This is a genomic window from Streptomyces sp. CA-106110 (assembly GCF_050936285.1).
In the GTDB taxonomy this organism is placed as follows: domain Bacteria; phylum Actinomycetota; class Actinomycetes; order Streptomycetales; family Streptomycetaceae; genus Streptomyces.
Genome location: NZ_JBNJNB010000001.1, coordinates 2,035,776 through 2,058,000, shown reverse-complemented (window position 1 = coordinate 2,058,000; position 22,225 = coordinate 2,035,776). Strand labels below are relative to the sequence as shown.

The following is a 22,225-nucleotide window of genomic DNA, read 5'->3' as shown; positions in this document are numbered from 1 at the left end:
CAGGGGACGAGAGCCTGTCATGTCCATACATCCGGGTCACCACAGCTCGGACACAGAACGTCCCGGCGTCGTCGACCGACGGCGCGACGAGTACGAGGTTCTGTTCGGGCAAGCGCCGGTGATCTTTGCTGCACTGGGCGGCCCGAGACACCTGCTGGAAGCGGCGAACTCGGCGTTCTCGGAGGTCGTGGGGCCTGAGCGCGTGCGCATCGGCGCGCCGATAGGGGAGCTCATTCCGGAAGTGGCTGCGCAGGGCCTCCTGGAACGGCTCGACGCCGTCCACCGCACCGGCCGGGCGTACCGGGCCTGGGGCGTGCGGCTCCTGCTCGGCGGTCCGGGCAAGCAGCGGGAGCGCTTCTTCGACTTCACCTATGAACCCCGCCGGGACGCGGCGGGCCAGGTCGACGGGATCGTGGTGATCGCCGTCGAGACCACGGGGTACCACCACGAGCGTCTCCTGGCCGCCGAGCAGCGCGCGCTGCTGGAGCAGATCGCACGCGACGCACCGCTGGACGACACTCTGGGCGGGATGGCCAAGGTGATCGAGGAGTTCTCACCCGGCACGATCGTCTCGGTGCAGCTTCTCGATCCCGATGGACGGCACCTCCGGCACGGCAGCGCCCCGTGCCTGCCCGACTTCTACAACCAGGGGATTGACGGAGCGCTCATCGGCGAGGGCGCCGGCTCATGCGGCACGGCCGCCCACCGGCGGGAGCCGGTGATCGTCACCGACATCGCCACCGATCCCCTCTGGAAGGACTACCGCGATCTGGCCCGGCGGGCCGGGGTCGCGGCGTGCTGGTCCACACCGATCCAGGACGCGGACGGCCGGCTGCTGGGCACCTTCGCGATGTACCACCGCACTCCGAGGGCTCCCGAGGAGAAGGACCGGGCACTCAGCGCCGCATTCGCCCGCATCGCCGCGCTGGCCATCGAACGTCATCGCGAGGTGGAGGCGAGCCACGCAGCCCAGAAGCGCGAGAAGGTGGCCCATGAGGACCTGGCCTTCGTGCTGGAAGCCAGCACCGCCGTGGCGAGCGAGCCGCACTATGCCGACTGCCTGCAGCGCATGGCCCGGCTGACCGTGCCGGCCCTCGCGCCGTTGTGCGCCGTGCACGTCGTCGAGCACGGCCGGACCAGGCGCATCGCCGTCGCCGCCTCGACCCGGGAGGGGCGAGAGCTCCTCGCATCCTCCGTACTGTGCGACGCGATGGACACGGCGGTCGCTGGCGCGCTGGCCTCCGGTACCACCGAGACCGCCCAGGTGGGTGGTCCGTGCGCACACTCCGGCATCACCGGTTACGTCTGTGTCCCGTTGAGGACCCGGGGCCGCACCTTCGGCGTGCTCACACTCCTGTCCACCGATCTGCCCCTGGACAGCCACACGATCGCCCTCGCCGAGGAACTCGCCCGCCGGGCCGCTTCGAGTGCCGACAACGCCCACCAGTTCACCGACCGGGTCCGGCTGGCCCGCGATCTGCAGAAGGCCCTGCTGCCTCCCGAGTTGCCCACGATTCCCGGTGCCACCCTGGCGACCTCGTACCATCCGGCCGGCGAAGGGCTCGATGTCGGCGGCGACTTCTACGACGTGTTCCCGCTCCCCGGCGACCGCTGGGCGCTCATGATCGGCGACGTGTGCGGACGTGGTGCGCTGGCCGCCACCACCACCGGCCTGGTCCGCCACACCGCACGCGCCGCCGCCCGCCTCCTGCGCGATCCGGCGGCTGTGGTCGCCGCGATCAACGACGCGCTGAGGGACGGCATTGGCGACGAGGGCCAGTTCGTGTCGCTCGTCTACGGCGAGCTGCGGCATTCCGCGTCCCACCTCGCGCTCACGCTGATCCGCGCGGGCCATGTACCGCCTCTCGTCCGCCATGCCGACGGCCGGGTCGAGGAAATCGCCGGTCCAGGACTGCTGTTGGGCATCGGTCCCGACCCCGACCTGTACCCCTGCGATGTCGAGCTGCGCCACGGCGACAGTCTCATCCTGGCCACCGACGGCATCACCGAGGCGCGTTGCGCCGACGGCGAGTTCTTCGGTGAGGGCCGTCTGGCCGACGCGCTGGTCGCGGTCCGGGCCACGACGCCCACCGCCGCCGACCTCATCGAGTCCGTCACGAGTGCCGTGACCGCGTTCGCCGGCAACGCCAGCCTCGACGACCAAGCCGCACTGGTTCTCGCCGCCGCCTGACGCTCACGGGGCCGCGGCAGCCACAACGGTTATGCGGGGAGCGTTGGCGTGCGCGGCGTGGCTGTCGGAGCAGGCGATGCCGTCGCCCGCCGGCGTCTTCCCGCCCAATGGGCGCGGCAAGGCGCGGGGACGGTCGCGCCGCGCAGGCGGCGGGTGAGCCGGTCGCTCTGCCGCACCCCGGTGAGCCCTTCGAACCGACGGTCGAGACCCTCCCGGCCGAGCCGTGGTGGCGCGGGATGGCGATCGGGCCCGAGGGCCGTCGGCCCGGGGCGAGGCCGACCGCCGACACGCCGGGTGACGTTCCCGCTGGGGTGCAGGGGGCTCCTGGGAGCCGGAAGTGGCTCCGGCGGGCTGGGTTTCCGGTCGGCTTTCGGACCGGAGGCGAGGGCCGGGGAGCGTAGGGCTCCTCGGCCCTCTCTTTTGATTGTGACCGCATCTGACCAGCATTGATCGGTTCGTTGGCTCACGAGAACGCGCCCGTCGGCGGGGTTATCGGTCTGTCGTACGACCCCTCATACCAGAGCGGGAAGCTCTCCGGAGGACTTTGTCAACAGCCCACCGCACTTGCTGCGTCGGCGACTACTCTGAGTTGCCATCGGACGGCACAGGGCCGAATTCCTCGGTTCTCCCGGCCGACGCCGCGATGGCGCATGCCCGAGTGGCGCAGAACCGCGGGAGCCCCCACGCCCCCGACGCACCCAGCACGAGGACGCCGATGTCTCACCTCCGCGCACCGGCCGCACGCGTAGACCGCCGCGAGGGCGGGCGGCACGGGCGGCCCGCCGTCCGCCCCCTCCCCTCATCGCGCGAGACCGGGATACGGCCCCAGCTGCTGCGTCTGGCGGTCCTGCCACCGATCGCGGTGGCCCTGAGCGCCTGCGCCGCCGTGTTCTTCACCGTCCGCTCCACCGGCGCCCGCCCGACTGCCACGCTCTGGGCCGTGCTCGCGGGCGCCCTCGGAGTGAGCCTTGTGGGCATCGTGGTCGCCGCCGTGGCCGCCCGCCGCGCGGCCAGGTCCGTCGCCGACCGGCTCGCGCCACTGCGCCGCGCCGGCGCCCGTGGTGAGGCCGAGCTGCGTGCCCTGCTCGAGGTGCTGCGTCGTGGCGAGACGCCGCCCACGCGGCCACGACGCGCCGAACCGGCCGTGAACGCCGACGACTTCGACCTGTTCGCGGCCGAGCTGGCGAGCGCCCACGACGGCGCGGTCGCCGCCGTCGTCCAGGCCGCTCAGCTCTCCAGCCACACGGGCAGCGAACAGAAGCTCGAGGTCTTCGTCAATCTGGCCCGGCGCCTTCAGTCGCTCGTGCACCGGGAGATCTCGATCCTGGACGAGCTGGAGAACGAGATCGAGGACCCCGACCTCCTCAAGGGCCTCTTCCACGTCGACCACCTCGCCACCCGCATCCGGCGCCACGCCGAGAACCTCGCCGTGCTCGGCGGTGCCGTCTCGCGCCGCCAGTGGAGCCATCCGGTGTCCATGACCGAGGTACTGCGCTCGGCGATCGCCGAGGTCGAGCAGTACTCCCGGGTCAAGCTCGTGCCGCCGATCGACGGCACCCTGCGCGGACACGCCGTGGCCGACGTGATCCATCTGCTGGCCGAACTGGTCGAGAACGCCACTGTGTTCTCGGCTCCGCACACCCAGGTGCTGCTGCGCGCCGGCCTCGTCACCTCGGGCCTCGCCGTCGAGGTCGAGGACCGCGGGCTCGGCATGCCACCGGCCGAACAGGGCAGGATGAACGCCCTATTGGCCGATCCCGACCAGGTCAACGTCGCCAGCCTGCTGGCGGACGGCCGCATCGGGCTGTTCGTCGTCTCCCAGCTCGCCCGCCGCCACGGCATCCACGTCCGGTTGCAGCCCAACATCTACGGCGGTGTGCAGGCGGTGCTCGTCGTGCCGCAGAACCTGCTCGGGCCGGCCCCGGCCGCGTCCGCGAGCACCATCCGGGAGGTGTCGCGCGGGACGGTCACGGTGACGGGGCCGCTCGCAACTCCAGGCGTGACGCCCGGTGTCGCGGGACCGCAGAAGGCCGTCCCGCAAAGCCCGGACCGCCAGGTTCCCCCACCGCGGGGCGGTCGGCACGCAGGGCCGTCGCCGACCGTCTCCGAGCACTCGGGGCCTCCCGGACCGCGGCAGCCGGAGGACGATCCGGGCCTGGCCGGCCACAGCCGATCGCCGCTGCCCGTACGCGACGCCGACAGACCACGACCCAACCCCGCGGAGGCGATGCCCGGGATCCGCGCCGATGACCGGACGGCCGTCGACCGGAACGCCGGCGGAACGCCGGCGCCGCTGCTCGGCCCCGTGCGCGGAACGATGAGCAAGCCCCAACTGCCCCGCCGCCGCGCCCAGGAGCACATCGCACCCCAGCTGCGCGGCGGCCCCACGCCGCCCGTGCGCCAGGACGCCGACCGGCACATCGGCCACGACCCGGGCCTGATGGCCGCGTTCCAGCGGGGCATCGGCCGCGCGGATGCGGAGCCGACGCCCGAGCCCGGGCGCTCCGAGGCGGACACCCCCACGGGCTCCGACGATTCCGGGCACACCGACGTCCCGCCGGACGCGACGCTCGACGGTGACGGACCGGCGTCGGCGCCCGCCCCCGGCGCACCCGCCGTGGACCCGGCGGACACGGCCGAACCACGCCCCCCACACGTGCCCGACCACGACCCGACCGCCCGGCACGACGGGACCACACCGGCCGGATGACCACACCGACCGCTCCCGCAGACCCGCGTACCCCAAGGAGTCGATCCACCATGGCGAGCGAAGTGCCGACTGCCCATGTCCCCGACCTCGACTGGCTGATGAGCGGCCTCGTGCAGCGCGTACCGCACACCACGAGCGCGGTGCTCCTGTCCTGCGACGGGCTCGTGAAATCCGTCCACGGCCTGGACCCGGACAGCGCCGACCACATGGCCGCCCTGGCCTCCGGCCTCTACTCCCTCGGCCGTAGCGCCGGTGTCCGCTTCGGGGACGGCGGTGACGTCCGGCAGGTGGTCGTCGAGCTCGACTCCACCCTGCTGTTCGTCACCACGGCGGGCTCCGGCACCTGCCTCGCCGTACTCGCCGGCCGTGAAGCGGACGCGGCGGTCCTCGGCTACGAGATGGCGATGCTCGTCAAGAGCGTGCGGCCCTATCTGATGACAGCGCCCCGCCGGCCCACGGCGTCCAGGCCATGAGCGTGACCGCGGTCGGCGACGGCCCCTGGCTCGACGACGCGGCCGGGCGGCTGGTGCGCCCCTACACCGTCAGCAACGGCCGCACCCGGCCGGCCACCGCCCTCGATCTCCTGTCCCAGGTCATGGTCACCGGCACCGTCCCCCGCGGCTACCTCGGCCCCGAGCACGCCCAGGCCCTCGACGTGTGCCGGGCGCCGGTCTCGATCGCCGAGGTCGCCGCCCACCTGAAGTTGCCGGCGGTGGTCACCAAGGTCCTGGTGTCGGACCTCGTCGGCTGCGGGGCGCTGACCACGAAACCCCCCGCCTTCCACCACAACCCCACGGACCGGTCCCTTCTGGAGGCAGTGCTCGATGGATTACGACGGCAGCTCTGATCCCTTCCCCACCGCGCTGAAGATCCTGGTGGCGGGAGGGTTCGGAGTAGGCAAGACGACCTTCGTGGGCGCGGTCAGCGAGATCGCGCCGCTGAGCACGGAGGAGCTGCTCACCACGGTCAGCGCCGCCATCGACAGCCTCGACGGCGTCGAGAACAAGGTCGAGACCACCGTTGCGATGGACTTCGGCCGTATCACGCTCGACCCGCAGCATGTGCTGTACCTGTTCGGGACCCCCGGACAGCAACGCTTCTGGTTCATGTGGGACGAGCTGTCCGAGGGCGCGCTCGGCGCGGTGATCCTCGCGGACACACGCCGTCTGGAGGACTGCTTCGCGGCCGTCGACTTCTTCGAGCAGCGCGGCCTCGGGTTCGTGGTGGCCGTCAACGAGTTCGACGGTGCCCACCGCTACGACGCGGACGAGGTGCGCTCCGCCCTCGACCTCGCGTCCGAGATCCCCGTCGTGCGCTGCGACGCCCGGATCTCCAGTTCGGGGGTGCAGACCCTGCTCACGCTCGTCCGTCACCTCCTCGCCCTCGCCCCGGCGGCCTCAGACCGTGGAGTCCGCGCATGACTCCAAGACGGCTGCTGCTGACCCCCGAGGACAAGGACGCCCCCGCGCGTGCCGGCAGGTTGCGTGGGCTCGGCCTCGGCGAGCGCCCGGAGCCGGAGTTCGACGCGTTCGCGGACCGGCTGGCCGCTGTGGCCGCGGTGCCCTACGCGATGGTGAACTTCGTCGGCGAACACCGGCAGTTCTTCGCCGGACTCCACCAGCCAGGGGACCGTCCGCTCACCGCCGTCCTCGACCGGGAGGACGGATCCAGGGAACCGGTCCGGCACCTGGGCCGCGAGTACGGTTTCTGCCCGCACGTCGTCGTGCGCCGCAAGGCACTGGTCCTGGAGGACGTCCAGGACTATCCGCGCTTCGCAGGCAACCCGGCCGTCGACGAACTCGGCGTCCGCTCCTACCTCGGCGCTCCGCTCGTCGACAGTACGGGCATCGCCCTCGGCACGGTCTGCGCCGTCGACCTCGCACCACGCCCCTGGGGCCGGGCCGGTCTGGAGACCATCAAGGCGTTGGCGGCGGAGCTGGCGGAGCGGATCGCGCAGCGCGAGTACCGGGTATGAGGCCGCGTCGGCCGTACAGTGTGGTCTGTGCTCGCTGAACCTCCGGCGGACGGGCGCACCAGGACCGGCCCGCGTTACGGTGCCCCCTGCCACCGTGTCGCCACGTGCCACCCACCTGGCGGAATAGCCCGCCGCAGGCCGTCCCCGGTGCCCCGGCCGGTCGCCGACCACTGCGAGGCCCAGGCGTCGAGGCGTCGGTACCGTGCTCACCAGGGCCGCAGGGCACGGGCGTGAAGGAAAGCTGCGGCCCAGGTTTAGAAATCCTCGATGGACCCGGGCGCCGCGGTAGGGCAGATTTCTAGCCGATCTCACTTCTCTCCCCGGTACGGGCTCCTTCGGCATGCCCGCCTCCGGGAATTCACCCACAGGAGCCGTTGCGTGAAGGCGCTGGTCAAGGACAAGGCGGAACCGGGGCTCTGGCTCATGGACGTCCCCGAGCCGCAGGTCGGCCACGGCGATGTACTGATCAAGGTCCTCAGGACCGGGATCTGCGGCACCGACCTGCACATCCGGTCCTGGGACGGCTGGGCGCAGCAGGCCATCCGCACGCCCCTGGTGGTCGGGCACGAGTTCGTCGGCGAGGTGGTCGACACCGGCCGCGACGTCACCGACATCAAGGCCGGCGACCGGGTCAGCGGCGAAGGCCACCTGGTGTGCGGCAAGTGCCGCAACTGTCTGGCCGGGCGCCGCCATCTGTGCCGGGCGACGGTCGGACTGGGCGTCGGGCGCGACGGCGCGTTCGCCGAGTACGTCGTGCTGCCCGCCTCCAACGTGTGGGTGCACCGGATCCCCGTCGACCTGGATGTCGCCGCGATCTTCGACCCGTTCGGCAACGCCGTCCACACGGCGCTCTCCTTCCCGCTGGTCGGTGAGGACGTCCTGATCACCGGCGCCGGCCCGATCGGACTGATGGCCGCCGCCGTGGCCCGCCACGCCGGCGCCCGCAACGTCGTCATCACCGATGTCAGTGAGGAGCGTCTGGAGCTGGCGCGCAAGATCGGCGCGAGCCTCGCCCTGAACGTCTCGGACGCCACCATCGCCGACGGGCAGCGCGAACTCGGCCTGCGCGAGGGCTTCGACATCGGCCTGGAGATGTCGGGCCGCCGGGAGGCGCTGCGCGAGATGATCGCCAACATGACGCACGGCGGGCGGATCGCCATGCTCGGACTGCCGTCCGAGGAGTTCCCCGTGGACTGGGCCCGGATCGTCACCTCCATGATCACCATCAAGGGGATCTACGGCCGTGAGATGTTCGAGACCTGGTACGCGATGTCGGTGCTGCTTGAGGGCGGACTCGACCTCGCCCCGGTGATCACCGGCCGGTACGACTACCGCGACCACGAGGCCGCGTTCGCCGACGCGGCGAGCGGCAAGGGCGGCAAGGTCATCCTGGACTGGGCTGCGTAACTCTCTTCCGGCGTAAGCACTTTAGGAGCTTTCTGATGTTCGACTCCGTGCGCGACGACCTGCGCGCCACCCTCGAGGAGATCCGTGCCGCCGGGCTGCACAAGCCCGAGCGTGTGATCGGCACCCCGCAGTCCGCGACCGTGCAGGTCACCGCGGGCGGCCGCCCCGGCGAGGTGCTCAACTTCTGCGCCAACAACTACCTCGGCCTCGCCGACCACCCCGACGTGATCGCCGCCGCCCACGAGGCGCTGGACCGCTGGGGCTACGGCATGGCGTCCGTGCGCTTCATCTGCGGCACGCAGGAGGTCCACAAGGAGCTGGAGGCGCGGCTGTCGGCGTTCCTCGGCCAGGAGGACACGATCCTGTACTCCTCCTGCTTCGACGCCAACGGCGGCGTCTTCGAGACCCTCCTTGAGGCCGAGGACGCGGTCATCTCCGACGCCCTCAACCACGCCTCGATCATCGACGGCATCCGCCTGTCCAAGGCCCGCCGCTTCCGCTACGCCAACCGCGACATGGCGGACCTCGAGCGGCAGCTGAAGGAGGCGTCCCAAGGCGGTGCGCGCCGCAAGCTGATCGTCACCGACGGCGTCTTCTCGATGGACGGTTACGTGGCCCCGCTGCGCGAGATCTGCGACCTCGCCGACCGCTACGACGCCATGGTGATGGTCGACGACTCGCACGCCGTCGGCTTCGTCGGCCCCGGCGGCCGCGGCACCCCCGAGCTGCACGGCGTCATGGACCGCGTCGACATCATCACGGGCACCCTGGGCAAGGCGCTCGGCGGCGCCTCCGGCGGTTACGTCGCCGCCCGGGCGGAGATCGTCGCCCTGCTGCGCCAGCGCTCCCGGCCGTACCTCTTCTCGAACACGCTCGCCCCGGTGATCGCGGCGGCCTCGCTCAAGGTGCTCGACCTCCTGGAGTCGGCGGGCGACCTGCGCGAGACGCTGGCCGAGAACACCGCGCTCTTCCGGCGCCGTATGACCGAGGAGGGCTTCGACATCCTGCCCGGCGAGCACGCCATCGCCCCGGTCATGATCGGCGACGCGGCGAAGGCCGGACGCATGGCCGAGCTGCTCCTCGAGCGCGGCGTGTACGTCATCGGCTTCTCCTACCCGGTGGTGCCGCAGGGCAAGGCGCGTATCCGGGTGCAGCTGTCCGCCGCGCACTCGACGGACGACGTCAACCGCGCGGTCGACGCGTTCGTGGCCGCGCGTGCGGAGCTGGAGGGCTGAAAGCCCCGAGGTTCTTGCGATAATCGTCCGCATGATCGAAGCGCGGCGGCTGCACATCCTCCGTGCGGTGGCCGACCACCGCACGGTGACGGCCGCCGCCGCCGCGCTCTACCTCACCCCGTCCGCGGTGTCCCAGCAGCTCGCCGCGCTGGAGCAGGAGACCGGTCACCGGCTGGTCGAGCGCGGCGCCAGGGGCGTCCGGCTCACCCCGGCGGGTGAGATCCTGCTCAGCCACACGAACGCGGTCCTCGCCCAGCTCGAGCGCGCCGAGGCCGAGCTGGCGGCCTACGGCGCCGGTTCGGCGGGGACGGTCACACTCGCCTCCTTCGCCACCGGCATCGGCCTGGTCGTCGCCCCCGCGCTGGCCCGCCTCGCCCGCACGGCGCCCGGCATCCGGGTGCGTGTCCAGGACGCCGAGGGCGATGCGAGCCTGCCGATGGTCCTGGACCGGCAGGTCGATGTCGCGGTCGCCGTCGAGTACCGGGGCGCCCCGGACGCGGACGACCCGAGGCTCACGCACATCCCGCTGTACGCCGAGCCCTTCGATGCCGTGGTGCCGGTCGGCCACCGTCTCGCCGACGCGAGCGAGGTCCCGCTCGCCGAGCTGGCCAAGGACTCCTGGATCGGCCCCTACCCCGGCAACCCCTGCCACGAGGTGGTCGTCCTCGCCTGTGAGCACGCCGGATTCCAGCCCCGCCTCGAACACTCCTCGGACGACTTCCGCGCGGTGGTCGCCCTTGCCTCCGCCGCCGCGGGCGTCGCCCTGGTGCCCCGCTCCGCCCTGCGGGGCATGGACCTGACCGGCGTGGTCGTCCGCCCGGTCGACGGGGTCGCGCCCACCCGCCGGGTCTTCGCCGCCGTGCGCCGGGGCGCGGAGGAGCACCCTTTGATCCGGCCGGTGCTGGACGCGCTCGCGGAGGCCGCGACCGGCGACTGACGGCCGCCCTTTTTCGTTTCCGGGAAATCTCTCTCACATCCGGGACACGACGTCCCAGATATGGGATACTGTCTCGGGCATGAGAAGTGAGATGGCGGATGCCGTCGACGCCCGGCTCGCCGCGCGCCTCGCCGAACTGCGGGCCGAACGCGGCTGGTCCCTGGGCGACCTGGCCGACCGCAGCGGGGTGAGCCGCTCCACCCTCTCCCGGGCGGAACGGGCCGAGATCAGCCCCACAGCCTCGATGCTGAACCGGCTTTGCGGCGTCTACGGCCGCACGATGTCCCAGCTCCTCAGCGAGGTCGAGGCAGAGCCGGCGCAGGTGGTGCGTACCGCCGACCAGACCGTGTGGGAGGACGCGGACTCCGGCTTCGTACGCCGGTCCGTGTCCCCTCCGCACTCCGGACTGCGCGGCGAACTGGTCGAGGGACGGCTCGCGCCAGGCGCTGACATCGCCTACGACCGCCCGCCCGTGCCCGGACTCGAACAGCACATCTGGATCCTCGAGGGCGCACTGGAGGTGACCGCACAGGATGTGCGACACCGGCTCGCCACCGGTGACTGCCTGCGGCTTCGCGTCTGGGGACCGACGCGCTTCCGGTGCCCCGGGCCCGACGCCGCGCGGTACGCGCTGGTGGTGGTGCTGCCGTGACCGTGATCGTCAGACTGGGCGCGACCGACGTGCTCGCCCGGGCAGAGACGCTGGCGGAGCTGCTGACCGACACCGTGAACGGCGGAGCCTCGATCGGATTCCTCGCGCCGCTCGACCGGGCGGAGGCTCTCGCCTGGTGGAGGGCGCGGGCCGCCGTGGTCGACGCGGGCGCCTGCGCGGTGTGGGTGGCGCGGGCCGGGGAGGGGGTGACGGGCACGGTGAGCCTCGCCTTCCCGGACAAGGCGAACAGCCGTCACCGGGCCGAGCTGGTCAAACTCATGGTGCACCGGGCCGCGCGCGGCCGGGGTCTTGGGCGAGAACTGCTGGCCACCGCCGAACGGGCGGCCGCCGAGGCCGGCATCACCCTGCTCCACCTGGACACGGAGACCGGCAGCCCGGCCGAGACGCTCTACCGCTCCGCGGGCTGGACGCGGGTCGGCGCGATACCGGACTACGCGGCGACACCGGCCGGCGATCTGCACCCCACGACCATCTACTACAAGCGCGTGGGAGTTCTCACTCGCTGAGCGGGCGGCGGCTGTCAGTGGCATTGGCTACGGTGCGGACATGCCGGACGCCGAAGACGTACGCCGTATCGCCCTGTCCCTGCCGGACACCACGGAGAAGACCGCCTGGAGCATGCCCACGTTCCGGGTGGCGGGCAAGATGTTCGCCACGCTGCCCGAGGACGAGACGTCCATGGCGGTGCGCTGCCCCAAGGAGGAGCGGGACGAGCTGGTCCTCGCCGAACCGGGCAAGTTCTGGGTCGCCGCCCACGAGGCGCAGTTCGCCTGGATCCGGGTCCGCCTCACCGCTCTGGAGGACGAGGGCGAACTGCACGACATCCTTGCCGACTCCTGGCGCCAGGCGGCCCCGACCCGCCTCCTGGACCACCACCCTGAGCTGGGACTCGTGACCGGCGACTGACGAGACGGGCGAACGGCACGTTAACGGGTGCGCGACCACCGTCCCGAGTGCGGTATTGTTTCTGTGCACGTTCGGCCGGGGGAAACCCCAGGTCAGGCGGGCAACGGGACGTGGCGCAGCTTGGTAGCGCACTTGACTGGGGGTCAAGGGGTCGCAGGTTCAAATCCTGTCGTCCCGACCAGCTTCACGCAGGTCGGAGGCCGTTTTCTCAGGAATGGGAAAGCGGCCTTTCTCGTGTCCGCGAGCCGGCCCTGGGGGCTTTCGGATTGATCGCATTGTCAGTCCCCACTGCCATCATCCCGCCATGCTCTACGACGCCTTGGTGGCCGCATCCCGTAGGAACGACGCGCTCGACGACGTCAGGACCGCCGCGCTCGACCGCGCCCGCTGGCTCGTCGACCTCCTGGAACGTCAGCGGACGGAGACCCGGTCGGGCGCCACCATGTGGCGGGGGCCCGAGGAGTACGAGCGATACGAGGCGATGCGCGCGGCGACCCGGGCCGAGATCGGCGGGCGGCTGACGGCCTGCGCGGACGAGGAGGGCAGGGCCGCGGTCCTGAGCCTCCTGCTGGCCGCCTGCTTCGACGACACCGGCTTGTGGCAGTACGACGCCGAGATGAAGCCCCTGATCTCGCGCGTGCACGGCTGGACGCCCGACGAGGTCGCGGTGATGCTGCTGCGCGTCACCGAGTACGACATGGGCTATTGGTTCGCCGATTCACTGGCGGTGGTGCTGGGCGCCGCCGAGCGGCTCGGTGCCGACGGCCTCCGCGCGGTCGCGCCGCAGCTGCGATACGTCCACGCGGAGCTGATGGACACCGAGGTCGAGGCACGCCGGCGCGCATCGCTCGCCAAGCGCCTCCGTGCCCTGCTCGCCGGTGTGGACGAGGCGCACATCCCCGAGGGCCTGATCCCCGCCTACGCCCCCTGGGCCGCCGCCCTGCGCGACCGAGCGAACACATCGCCGACGCCGGAACTGGCCCACTTCGTCCGGCACCTGACGAGCCTGTCGGGGCCGCGTCCGGCCCAGCGGTGGCGCCGGACCTGCATCGAGCTCGCCGACGCGGCGACCGCGCGCGAGCTCATGGCCTCCGTCCTGCGGGAACTGGCCGAGGGCGATCCGCACTGCAGCAGAAGACACGGTTCGGGCATCAGCTGGATCCAGAGCGACGCGTACCACCACCACTACGTGGTTCACCAGAACGACGGTGACCTGGCGCGCGGCGCCGTCTGGGCGGCCGCGCTGGCCGAGGGTCCGGCCGCGGTGCCGCACCTCGCCGCGCTCGCCCTGCGCACCGGCGGCCCCGGGACCGGCGTGATGGAGGACCTCAAGCTCGCGGGTGCGGCGATCAACGCGCTGGCCGAGATCGGTGATCCAGCCGCCCTGGAGGCCCTGTGGCGTCTGCAGTCCCAGGTCAAACACCGGGGACTGCGCAAGCAGCTGGACACCGCGCTGGTGACGGCCGCAGGGAAACAGGGCATCACGGCGGGGCAGCTCATCGAGCGCAGCGTGCCCGCCCATGGCCTGACACCGGACGCCTCGCTCGAACGCGACCTGGGCGGATACCGGGCGCGGGTGGCGATCGAGGACGCGGCGACGGTGCGGCTCACCTTCACCGGCCCCGACGGACGGACGTCCCGTACTGCCCCGGCGGCGGTGAAGGACGGCTTCGCGGGCGAGCTCAAGGAGCTGAAAGCGCTGGCCAAGGAGGTGCGCGGCACCTTGTCGGGCGAGCGGGCCCGTATCGAGGCGCTGATGTCGGCCGGGCGCAGCTGGCCCTACGACGAATGGCGCCGGTATTACCGCGACCATCCGCTCACCGGCGTCCTCGTCCGTGGCCTGATCTGGGAGTTCCAGGGCGCGGACGGTCTGTGGCACGCGGTGGCGCCGATGAGCGAACCGCCCGGCGAGCCCGAGCGCGTCCGGCTGTGGCATCCGATCCGGGCGTCGGCGGACGAGATCAGGGAGTGGCGGGCGCGGATCGTCGCCGAGCGGCTGCGGCAGCCGTTCAAGCAGGCGTTCAGGGAGATCTACCTGCTCACACCGGCGGAGGAGGAGACCGGCGTCTACTCCAACCGGTTCGCGGCCCATGTCGTCCACTACCGGCGGCTCTACGCGCTGTTCAAGGAACGCGGATGGCAGGCCAACTTCCTCGGCCGGTACGACGGAGGCTACGAGGGACAGGCACGGGCCGAGTTCGGCGACGGCGAGTGGCGCGCGTGCTTCTACCACGAGCCCGCAACGGAGGACTACGGCGACTATGCGCCCGACCACGCCGCGACGGACCAGGTCCGCTTCGAGCGGCGGGACGACCGACGCTGGCAGGAGATACCGCTCGTCGAGGTACCGCCGTTGGTGTTCAGTGAGGCGATGCGGGATGTGGATCTCTTTGTCGGGGTCACTTCGATCGCGGCGGATCCGGACTGGAGCGATCGGGGTGAGGATCGTTATGCCGCGTACTGGCGGACGGCGACGTTCGGTGAGTTGACGGCCAGTGCGGAGGCGCGGCGTGACGCCCTGGAGCGGATTCTGCCGCGTCTGAGGATCGCGGACCGGTGCTCGCTGGACGGCCGGTATCTGCAGGTCCGGGGTGACCTGGGCAGCTACCGGATCCATCTGGGGTCGTCCAACATCTTGATGGAGCCGGACGACGCCTACCTGTGTATCGTCCCGTCGCGCCGTTCGGCCGGTGACGGAAAGGTGTTCCTGCCGTTCGAGGACGAGCGGCTCTCGCTGATCCTGAGCAAGGCGTTCCTTCTCGCAGCCGACACGAAGATCACCGACGAGACCATCCTCCACCAGATCAAGCGAGGTGCCTGATGGACCTCGCCGCCCGACTGCTGTGCGCGCTGACCGACCCCGCCTTCCGGCTCGAGACCTGGCGCCCGGATCTGTCGCAGATCTCCGACGAGGAACTCGGCGGGCTTCTCCCGGCGGCATACGGTGTGGGACGTTCGGCAACGCCCGAGATGACGTCGGTCCGCTTCGCGGTCGAGGACGCAGGCAGGGGACGGCAGCCGCGCTACACACCCGACGCATGCCGCCGGATGTTCGAGGCGCTCGTCGCGGGCACGGAGGCTCGCAACTGGGCGGACCTCACGCTGGGGGTGGGCGCGCTGGCGCGCTGCACGGGCCCGTGGCCCGATCTCTCCGAACACTCGTACACGCTGGCCGAGTTCCTCCTTGAGCAGGACGACGTGCGCCAGCCCTACGCACTTCTCGTCGTGGCGGGGCTGGTGGGCAGCAGGACGCTGCGCGCGGCCGTGGAGCGCCTCGGCCGGAACGAAGGACCCATCGCTGTGGAAGAAATCGACGTCATCAACAGCCTGGCCCCCATCGAACGGGCGCTGCTGTCCGAGACCGCCCGGGACTACTCGTTCGGCTCTCCACCGCTCCTCCCGGACGCGTGGCGGAGACTGGCGGACAGCCCTGGCTACACCGAGTTCGCCCGTCGCGCCCTGGAAACGGCGGCCGACCGGGCCGACGCCATCCAGGCAGGCACGATCCCGTACCAGGCGGACCGGGCGTTCACGGCCCGCGAGATCGTCGCGCTCGGGCACGCGGCGCGGGTGGCGCTGTTGCGTGACGAGCCGTGGCTGCCGAAGTTGATCGACCGGCTGCTGCTCGGCATCGCCGTCGCCCCGACGACCGCCAATACCCTGCCGTCACAGGCGCTGCTGTACGAGATGGTCCGCGCCGGGCAGGACTTCCCGACTCCCGAGCTCGTGACCACGATACGAACGGTGCGGACGACCGTCCGCCACGCGGGAGTGCCCAAGCAACTCGACAAGATGCTCAAGAAGGTCGACGCGGCCCTGGCCGAGCGGACCGATGTGGCACTGCGTCTACCGAGGCTCGGATTCGCCGACGACGGCGTCCTGCGCAGGCAGGCGGGTGACTACGCGGCCGTCGTCACGGTCACCGAGTCGGCAGGTCTCACCTGGGAGAAGGACGGCCGCCCCTTGCGCAGCGTGCCCGCGCCCGTGCGCCGCGACCACGGCGACCTGGTCAAGGAGCTGCGCGCGCTGGTGAAACGGGTGGACATGCAGCTCGGCACCCTCGCCCGGGCGTTGGAGGGCGGCTTCACCGTCGACGCCGTCCACGCGTACGGATGGTGGCGCGCCGAGCTGGCCGGCCATCCGCTCGGCCGGGCCGTCGTGCGGCGGCTGATCTGGGAGATCGAGGTCACGCCCGGCGCGTGGAAGGCCGTGCTGCCCGCGGCCGAGGAACTTCCCGACGCACCCGACGACGCCTGCGTACGGCTCTGGCATCCCATTCGCTCCGACGCCGGCACCGTAAGGGCCTGGCGGGACCTGCTCACCGAACGGCGGATCCGGCAGCCGTTCAAGCAGGCGTTCAGGGAGATCTACCTGCTCACACCGGCGGAGGAGGAGACCGGCGTCTACTCCAACCGGTTCGCGGCCCATGTCGTCCACTACCGCCGGATGTTCGCGCTGTTCCGGGCCCGGGGGTGGGCGAGCAGCCTGCTCGGCCCCTGGGACGGCGGAGACGAGGACCAGGCCGTGCGGACCCTGGCGGCGGGGGAGTGGCAGGCCCGCTTCTTCCACGCCCTGGCGGACTGGGCTGGCGACCACGAGTTGGCCGCCACCGATCAGGTGCGCTTCGCCCGCCGGGTGGAGGGCGCATGGCGAGAGGTCCCCCTCGTCGTGGTACCGCCGTTGGTGTTCAGTGAGGCGATGCGGGATGTGGATCTCTTTGTCGGGGTCACTTCGATCGCGGCGGATCCGGACTGGAGCGATCGGGGTGAGGATCGTTATGCCGCGTACTGGCGGACGGCGACGTTCGGTGAGTTGACGGCCAGTGCGGAGGCGCGGCGTGACGCCCTGGAGCGGATTCTGCCGCGTCTGAGGATCGCGGACCGGTGCTCGCTGGACGGCCGGTATCTGCAGGTCCGGGGTGACCTGGGCAGCTACCGGATCCATCTGGGGTCGTCCAACATCTTGATGGAGCCGGACGACGCCTACCTGTGTATCGTCCCGTCGCGCCGTTCGGCCGGTGACGGAAAGGTGTTCCTGCCGTTCGAGGACGAGCGGCTCTCGCTGATCCTGAGCAAGGCGTTCCTTCTCGCAGCCGACACGAAGATCACCGACGAGACCATCCTCCACCAGATCAAGCGAGGTGCCTGATGGCCAGCGTGACATTCCGGGACGAGACCGCAACGGGCAAGCCGGTCGCCGAGTTCGAGGTCGCCGGGCTCCCGGAACGGATGACCGTACGGGAGCTGATCAGGCTCCGGGTCCGCGAGGAGGTCGCCCGGTACAACGCCCGCCCGAGTGACCGCTTCCACGGTCTCGTCCGTCCCGACGACGCCGAGACGGAGCTGAACGGCTACCGGCTCCGCGAGCCTCGCCGCATCGACTGGGAGCACCAGGCAGAGATCGCCGAGCGCGCCTTCCTGTCCAACGGCTTCTTCGTGCTGGCCGGGGACCGCCAGGTCGAGGACCTCGACGACGTCGTGGATCTCACCGTCGATCCCGGCCTGGTCTTCATCAAGCTCGTCGCCCTCGTCGGAGGCTGAGAGACGGCGCGGCGGGACCACCCGTGCGGCCAGGGTCGTACCTGTGTGCGACGTGTCGTGGCTGAGAAAAACGCTTGGACTCCATGGGGGCCGTCGCGGGACAATTCGACCTCTGACCTGCCCGTACTGGCACGTCGGCGTCACCGCGAGCTGCGCGGGACGCCGTCGGCGTGCCCCGTCTGTCGGAGGACGGCCCGAACGCGGGCGCTCCCTCGAACCGAAGCTCCACACGCCATGGACGCAACGGCATCTTCCCGCAGAAGCACGTGGCGACTGCCACACGACACCACAGGGTTGAGATGGGTACGCCTGAATCGCGCGAGGTTCCGCCGCGCAGGGGCTCGGTGCTCCTCGCACTCCGTTACTACGCACGGGAGTTAGCCCGCTTACGGCGCCTCACGGTGCCCGCGATGCTGCTGCCGGCGCTGGGCAACATCGGTATCAACTACATCGCGCCGCTGGTCGTCGCGAAGCTCGTCGGCCGCATCGCCGACGGCGCGGGTACCACCATCGGCTCGACGCTGCCCTACGTCCTCGGCTTCGCCTGCGCCCTGCTGCTCGCGGAGGTCCTGTGGCGTATCGGCCTGCACTGCCTGAACCGCCTCGACGCCCGCGGCATCGAGCACCTGTATGTGATCGGCCTGGACGAGCTGTTCGCCAAGGACGCCGCGTTCTTCCACGACAACTTCGCGGGATCGCTGACCAAACGGGTCCTCAGCTTCGCCTCCCGCTTCGAGGAGTTCGTCGACACGCTGACCTTCCAGGTGGCGGGCAGCTTCGTGCCGCTGCTGTTCGGCTCGGTGGTGCTGTGGCGCTACGAACCGCTGCTCGTCGTGGGGCTCTTGGCGATGATCGCACTGACGGCACTGTGCGTGGTGCCCCTCATCCGCCGCCGCCAGAAGCTCGTCGACCAGCGTGAGGAGGCGATCGCCCGGGTGTCGGGGCACGTGGCCGACGTCCTGATGAACATGGACACGGTCCGGGCGTTCGCCGCCGAGGACCGCGAGGCGGCCGAGCACCGGTCCCGCGTCGCGGCTTCGCGTCGGCTCACGCTGAGGTCGTGGGACTACGGCAACCTGCGCATCGACACCCTGGTCGCGCCGATGTCCGTGCTGACCAACGCGCTGGGCCTGCTGCTCGCGGTCGCGCTCGGCGGCGGGCACGGTGTGGAGGCGGTCGTGGTGGCCTTCACGTACTACAGCAACGCGACGCGCATCATGTTCGAGTTCAACCAGATCTACCGCCGTCTGGAGAGCTCGATGACGGAGGCGGCGCAGTTCACCGAACTGCTGCTGAAGCCGCCGACCGTGCTGGACCCGGCGTCGCCGGAGCCGCTGCTGCCCGGGGACGCCGACGTCCGCTTCGAGCAGGTCACCTTCGCCCATACGGCCGGGAAGCCGCTCTTCGAGGGGCTTGAGCTGGCTGTGCCGAGCGGGACGAAGATCGGTCTCGTCGGCCGGTCCGGCGGGGGCAAGACCACCCTCACGCGGCTGCTGCTGCGGATGACGGACATCGACGCCGGCCGGATCCTGATCGGGGGTCAGGACATCAGCAGGCTGCGTCAGGCCGACCTGCGCAGCCTGATCGCCTATGTGCCGCAGGATCCGGCGATGTTCCACCGCACGCTGCGGGACAACATCGCGTTCGCCCGGCCGGAGGCCACCGACGCCGAGATCCGCCGTGCGGCCGAGGCGGCGCACGTCGCGGAGTTCGCCGACGCGTTGCCGCACGGCTTCGACACCATGGTGGGCGAGCGCGGTGTCAAGTTGTCCGGTGGACAGCGGCAGCGGGTCGCTCTTGCCAGAGCCATCCTCCGTGACGCGCCGATCCTGCTGCTCGACGAGGCGACCAGCGCCCTGGACTCCGAGAGCGAGATCCTGGTCCAGGAGGCGCTGTGGCGGCTCATGCAGGGGCGGACGGCGCTCGTGGTGGCGCACCGGCTGAGCACGGTCGCCACCATGGACCAGCTCGTCGTCCTCGACCGCGGGCGGATCGTCGAGCAGGGCACGCACCAGGAGCTGCTCGCGTCGGAGGGTGCCTACGCGAAGCTGTGGCAGCACCAGTCGGGCGGCTTCCTCGACGACAGCCCGGCACGGGCCGAACTGCACTGAATCCGCGCACGGGTGGCGTGGTCCCGCGCCACCCGCGCGCGGGTCTCGACGACATCACCACCCGGAAGACGCCCGCCCCGAAACAAGGACCCGTACCGATAACCCATCCGTCCGAGCAGTCGCTGTCCGCCGGCCGAGCCTGTGAACGTGGCCGGCGGCAGCAGCCTTCGACGTGCCCGGGGTCAGCCCATGATGTTCACCGCACGTGCCACGACCAGTACCACCGTCATGATGGAGACGGCCGACTGCATGAGCATCAGCAGCTTGGCCCACCGCGACAGAGGCATCGTGTCGGTGGGACTGAAGGCGGTCGCGTTGGTGTAGGAGACGTACAGGTAGTCGAAGAAGGCCGGTTCCCAGTCCCCGCTGACCAGCTCCTGCGCCTGCATCTGGGGGAAGAGGAAGTCGGGATGGACGTGGTGGGCGTGGGCCCGCGCCACGGGTCCGCCGCGGTCGAACTCCCAGTACCACAGGGCGAAGACCACGACGTTGGTGCCCCAGATGCCGGCCGCGACGAGGAGCAGCGGGCCTGCGGCGCTCCGTTCGTGTCCCCCGAGCAGAGAGGCGACGAGCAGGGCCAGCGACCAGGCGTTGGCCAGGCTGGCGACCGCCGCGAGGAACAGGGACGCGGCACGGAGCGCGACGGACTCCCGGTTGATCCTGCCCGGGTTGCTGAACAGCAGGACCGCGAGGAAGGCGCCCTCCACGGCGGGCAGCAGCCAGTGAGGTCGGAGCGTGAACCGGCTGGGCTCCGCGAGCTGCGCGGCGATGATGAGCACGATGACCGCGGCGACCTGCCCGCGGTGCTCACCGTCGGTCGGCCGCCGCCATGCGGGGAGCTGTGGCGAGTCAGTCATGGGGGTAAGTGTTTCTCGCCACCAACGCCGGACGAACGCCACCTCCCCCATCGAGCGGGTCCGCGCACCCACCGACCGCCGTACCGGCGGCAGCGCCGCCACGCCGGGCTCCCACAGCAGGAGCCCGGCGCGGGCACTCAGGCCTCGGTCTCGACGAGGTCGGCCGTGCCCCAGAGCGTGTGGAAGCTGCCGTCCCGGTCGACGCGGCGATAGGTGTGCGCGCCGAAGTAGTCGCGCTGACCCTGGGTGAGCGCGGCCGGCAGACGATCGGCGCGCAGGGAGTCGTAGTACGACAGCGCGGCGGAGAACGCGGGCACCGGCACGCCCCGGCGGGCCGCGATGGCGATCACCTCGCGCCACGGCACCTGGGCGTCCGTGATCTCCCCCGCGAAGCCCGCGTCGGACAGCAGGCTGACCAGGCCCGGATCCGTGGCGTAGGCGGCCCGGATCCGGTCGAGGAAGGCCGCCCGGATGATGCACCCGCCACGCCAGATCTTCGCGACCGCCCCGAGATCGATCTTCCAGGCGAACTCGTCGGCGGCGTCCAGAATCATCTTCCAGCCCTGGTCGTAGGCGATCACCTTCGACGCGTACAGGGCCTGCTCCACCTGCACGGTGAACCGCTCCGCCTCGTACGGGGTCAGGTCCGTGCCGGAGCCGCCGGGAAGGCCGCGGTAGGCGGCGCGCAGCGCGGACTGGCCCGAGGCGGCACGGGCGAACGTGGCCTGGGCGATGGCGGTCACCGGGGAGCCGAGCTCCAGTGCGGTCTGCACGGTCCAGCGCCCGGTGCCCTTCTGCCCCGCGGCGTCGGCCACGACGTCCACGAACGGCTCACCGGTCGCGGCGTCCACATGCGACAGCACCTCGGCCGTGATCTCGATCAGATACGAGTCGAGGCGCCCCTTGTTCCACTCGCGGAAGATCTCGGCGATCGCCGCGGGGGAGAACCCGGCCACCTGGCGCAGCAGGTCGTACGCCTCACCGATCAGCTGCATGTCGGCGTACTCGATGCCGTTGTGGACCATCTTCACGAAGTGCCCGGCGCCGTCGGTGCCGATGTGCGTGGTGCAGGGCTCGCCGTCGACCTTCGCGCTGATCTTCTCGAACATCGGGCCGAGTGAGGCGTACGACTCGGCCGAACCGCCGGGCATGATGCTGGGGCCGTGCAGCGCGCCCTCCTCGCCGCCGGAGACGCCCGCGCCGACGAAGTGGATACCGCGCTCGCGCAGCGACCGCTCACGGCGGCGGGTGTCGGCGAAGTGCGCGTTGCCGCCGTCGATGATCATGTCGCCGGGCTCCAGGAGCGGGGCGAACTCCTCGATCACGGCGTCCGTCGCGGCGCCCGCCTGCACCATGATCATCAGACGGCGGGGCCGCTCCAGCGCCGCCACGAACTCCTCGGCCGTCCCGGCGGCCACGAACGCGCCCTCGTGCCCGAACTCCTCGACCAGTGCCTTGGTTCTGGCCGGGGTGCGGTTGTGCACGGCGACGGTGTACCCGTGCCGCGCGAAGTTCCGGGCCAGGTTGCGGCCCATCACCGCGAGCCCGGTGACGCCGATCTGCGCGGTCGCCTGCATGCTGTGCTCCTTGGGTCCTGATCCACTGCGCCCGGGTGTCCGCCGGGCGAAGCGGATGTCGCTCGGTGCGTCTCGTACCGCTGTCCCGCTCAGGTACGGACGGCGG

General features: G+C 71.2%; 18 protein-coding genes and 1 tRNA gene. 17 read left to right on the top strand and 2 right to left on the bottom strand.

What is annotated here, in order from left to right; translation table 11 throughout:
- The first annotated feature begins 19 nt into the window (after window positions 1–19).
- From ACQEXA_RS09570 to ACQEXA_RS09490, 17 genes are all read left to right on the top strand, one after another.
- Window positions 20–2,191 (top strand): SpoIIE family protein phosphatase, encoded by a 2,172-nt coding sequence (locus tag ACQEXA_RS09570; RefSeq protein WP_433129398.1) that lies wholly within the window; start codon window positions 20–22, stop codon window positions 2,189–2,191.
- A gap of 715 nt (window positions 2,192–2,906) precedes the next feature.
- Window positions 2,907–4,901, top strand: a complete 1,995-nt coding sequence (locus ACQEXA_RS09565) for an ATP-binding protein (protein ID WP_433129396.1) — start codon at window positions 2,907–2,909, stop codon at window positions 4,899–4,901.
- A gap of 50 nt (window positions 4,902–4,951) precedes the next feature.
- Window positions 4,952–5,374, top strand: a complete 423-nt coding sequence (locus tag ACQEXA_RS09560) for a roadblock/LC7 domain-containing protein (RefSeq protein WP_432935273.1) — start codon at window positions 4,952–4,954, stop codon at window positions 5,372–5,374.
- A 2-nt stretch (window positions 5,375–5,376) separates the two neighbouring features.
- Window positions 5,377–5,748: a DUF742 domain-containing protein gene (locus tag ACQEXA_RS09555; protein ID WP_360999005.1), complete on the top strand. Its 372-nt coding sequence runs from the start codon at window positions 5,377–5,379 to the stop codon at window positions 5,746–5,748.
- A complete protein-coding gene (locus ACQEXA_RS09550; RefSeq protein WP_433129394.1) occupies window positions 5,726–6,322 on the top strand; it encodes a GTP-binding protein in 597 nt (198 codons plus the stop codon). Before ACQEXA_RS09555 ends, ACQEXA_RS09550 begins: the two co-directional genes overlap by 23 nt.
- Window positions 6,319–6,876: a GAF domain-containing protein gene (locus tag ACQEXA_RS09545; RefSeq protein ID WP_432935275.1), complete on the top strand. Its 558-nt coding sequence runs from the start codon at window positions 6,319–6,321 to the stop codon at window positions 6,874–6,876. The genes ACQEXA_RS09550 and ACQEXA_RS09545 overlap by 4 nt, the downstream gene beginning before the upstream one ends.
- A 378-nt stretch (window positions 6,877–7,254) precedes the next feature.
- Complete coding sequence (tdh, locus tag ACQEXA_RS09540) at window positions 7,255–8,283, top strand: L-threonine 3-dehydrogenase (RefSeq protein ID WP_359397379.1); 1,029 nt, start codon at window positions 7,255–7,257, stop codon at window positions 8,281–8,283.
- A gap of 35 nt (window positions 8,284–8,318) precedes the next feature.
- Window positions 8,319–9,518 (top strand): glycine C-acetyltransferase, encoded by a 1,200-nt coding sequence (locus tag ACQEXA_RS09535; RefSeq protein WP_433129391.1) that lies wholly within the window; start codon window positions 8,319–8,321, stop codon window positions 9,516–9,518.
- A 31-nt stretch (window positions 9,519–9,549) separates the two neighbouring features.
- Complete coding sequence (locus ACQEXA_RS09530) at window positions 9,550–10,455, top strand: LysR family transcriptional regulator (protein ID WP_359397375.1); 906 nt, start codon at window positions 9,550–9,552, stop codon at window positions 10,453–10,455.
- A 79-nt stretch (window positions 10,456–10,534) separates the two neighbouring features.
- Complete coding sequence (locus ACQEXA_RS09525) at window positions 10,535–11,107, top strand: helix-turn-helix domain-containing protein (RefSeq protein ID WP_432935278.1); 573 nt, start codon at window positions 10,535–10,537, stop codon at window positions 11,105–11,107.
- 2 nt (window positions 11,108–11,109) lie between these two features.
- A complete protein-coding gene (locus ACQEXA_RS09520) occupies window positions 11,110–11,634 on the top strand; it encodes a GNAT family N-acetyltransferase (protein ID WP_433134499.1) in 525 nt (174 codons plus the stop codon).
- A 40-nt stretch (window positions 11,635–11,674) separates the two neighbouring features.
- Window positions 11,675–12,034, top strand: a complete 360-nt coding sequence (locus ACQEXA_RS09515) for an MmcQ/YjbR family DNA-binding protein (protein ID WP_359397369.1) — start codon at window positions 11,675–11,677, stop codon at window positions 12,032–12,034.
- Window positions 12,035–12,138: 104 nt separating this feature from the next.
- Window positions 12,139–12,215, top strand: a tRNA-Pro gene (locus tag ACQEXA_RS09510).
- 123 nt (window positions 12,216–12,338) lie between these two features.
- A complete protein-coding gene (locus ACQEXA_RS09505) occupies window positions 12,339–14,855 on the top strand; it encodes a DUF4132 domain-containing protein (RefSeq protein WP_433129389.1) in 2,517 nt (838 codons plus the stop codon).
- Entirely contained in the window at window positions 14,855–17,182 is a 2,328-nt protein-coding gene (locus ACQEXA_RS09500; RefSeq protein ID WP_433129387.1) for a DUF4132 domain-containing protein, read from the top strand. Before ACQEXA_RS09505 ends, ACQEXA_RS09500 begins: the two co-directional genes overlap by 1 nt.
- On the top strand, window positions 17,182–17,574 hold the full coding sequence (locus ACQEXA_RS09495) for a hypothetical protein (RefSeq protein WP_359397363.1): 393 nt from the start codon (window positions 17,182–17,184) through the stop codon (window positions 17,572–17,574). Before ACQEXA_RS09500 ends, ACQEXA_RS09495 begins: the two co-directional genes overlap by 1 nt.
- A gap of 299 nt (window positions 17,575–17,873) precedes the next feature.
- Window positions 17,874–19,685 (top strand): ABC transporter ATP-binding protein, encoded by a 1,812-nt coding sequence (locus ACQEXA_RS09490; protein WP_432935281.1) that lies wholly within the window; start codon window positions 17,874–17,876, stop codon window positions 19,683–19,685.
- A gap of 182 nt (window positions 19,686–19,867) precedes the next feature.
- Here the strand turns inward: ACQEXA_RS09490 and ACQEXA_RS09485 are convergent, their stop codons facing one another.
- The gene (locus ACQEXA_RS09485) at window positions 19,868–20,542 is read right to left on the bottom strand and encodes a hypothetical protein (RefSeq protein WP_360998994.1); all 675 of its coding nucleotides are present in this window, start codon (window positions 20,540–20,542) and stop codon (window positions 19,868–19,870) included.
- Window positions 20,543–20,679: 137 nt separating this feature from the next.
- Complete coding sequence (gene gndA, locus ACQEXA_RS09480; protein WP_433129385.1) at window positions 20,680–22,119, bottom strand: NADP-dependent phosphogluconate dehydrogenase; 1,440 nt, start codon at window positions 22,117–22,119, stop codon at window positions 20,680–20,682.
- Window positions 22,120–22,225: the final 106 nt, after the last annotated feature.

Coding starts and splice junctions, on each gene's coding strand:
- ACQEXA_RS09550 (WP_433129394.1), top strand. CDS start 5,726: ATGGATTACGACGGCAGCTCTGATCCCTTCCCCACCGCGCTGAAGATC.
- ACQEXA_RS09505 (WP_433129389.1), top strand. CDS start 12,339: ATGCTCTACGACGCCTTGGTGGCCGCATCCCGTAGGAACGACGCGCTC.
- gndA (WP_433129385.1), bottom strand. CDS start 22,119: ATGCAGGCGACCGCGCAGATCGGCGTCACCGGGCTCGCGGTGATGGGC.
- ACQEXA_RS09485 (WP_360998994.1), bottom strand. CDS start 20,542: ATGACTGACTCGCCACAGCTCCCCGCATGGCGGCGGCCGACCGACGGT.
- ACQEXA_RS09560 (WP_432935273.1), top strand. CDS start 4,952: ATGGCGAGCGAAGTGCCGACTGCCCATGTCCCCGACCTCGACTGGCTG.
- ACQEXA_RS09515 (WP_359397369.1), top strand. CDS start 11,675: ATGCCGGACGCCGAAGACGTACGCCGTATCGCCCTGTCCCTGCCGGAC.
- ACQEXA_RS09535 (WP_433129391.1), top strand. CDS start 8,319: ATGTTCGACTCCGTGCGCGACGACCTGCGCGCCACCCTCGAGGAGATC.
- ACQEXA_RS09495 (WP_359397363.1), top strand. CDS start 17,182: ATGGCCAGCGTGACATTCCGGGACGAGACCGCAACGGGCAAGCCGGTC.
- ACQEXA_RS09525 (WP_432935278.1), top strand. CDS start 10,535: ATGAGAAGTGAGATGGCGGATGCCGTCGACGCCCGGCTCGCCGCGCGC.
- ACQEXA_RS09500 (WP_433129387.1), top strand. CDS start 14,855: ATGGACCTCGCCGCCCGACTGCTGTGCGCGCTGACCGACCCCGCCTTC.
- ACQEXA_RS09565 (WP_433129396.1), top strand. CDS start 2,907: ATGTCTCACCTCCGCGCACCGGCCGCACGCGTAGACCGCCGCGAGGGC.
- ACQEXA_RS09545 (WP_432935275.1), top strand. CDS start 6,319: ATGACTCCAAGACGGCTGCTGCTGACCCCCGAGGACAAGGACGCCCCC.
- ACQEXA_RS09490 (WP_432935281.1), top strand. CDS start 17,874: ATGGGTACGCCTGAATCGCGCGAGGTTCCGCCGCGCAGGGGCTCGGTG.
- ACQEXA_RS09570 (WP_433129398.1), top strand. CDS start 20: ATGTCCATACATCCGGGTCACCACAGCTCGGACACAGAACGTCCCGGC.
- ACQEXA_RS09530 (WP_359397375.1), top strand. CDS start 9,550: ATGATCGAAGCGCGGCGGCTGCACATCCTCCGTGCGGTGGCCGACCAC.